Source organism: Psychrobacter sp. GW64-MNA-CIBAN-0177, from assembly GCF_040309585.1.
In the GTDB taxonomy this organism is placed as follows: Bacteria; Pseudomonadota; Gammaproteobacteria; order Pseudomonadales; family Moraxellaceae; genus Psychrobacter; species Psychrobacter okhotskensis.
The window spans coordinates 1-255 of record NZ_JBEOOY010000409.1; the positions used below are offsets into that span (position 1 = coordinate 1).

The 255-nt window shown below is 29.0% G+C and carries 1 protein-coding gene; it reads left to right on the forward strand.

Annotated elements, in window-relative coordinates; all coding sequences use genetic code 11:
• Positions 1-255 (forward strand): hypothetical protein (locus AAEY79_RS15660; protein ID WP_352289515.1); only part of this gene is annotated, 255 nt, incomplete at both ends.

Consider the following 255-nt stretch of genomic DNA (forward strand, 5'->3'; position numbering starts at 1 on the left):
AAGACATACAGTCCATCTTAATATGGCTAGGAGTGTTTTTAGGAGCTTTGAAACAAGTTGTTATACCTATAGATCTAGATCAAAATATATCTTTGTCGAAAAAAAGATACTCTATAAGTGATGATGATTTTATAAGTAATTACAACAGTAGTTCTATTATTCATAATAAAAATAAGGATAAAGCTTGGCATAAATTGATAATACTGGGTGATGATATTTCGTCCCTTTTGTTTATTGCTGTAATACTGTATAGCC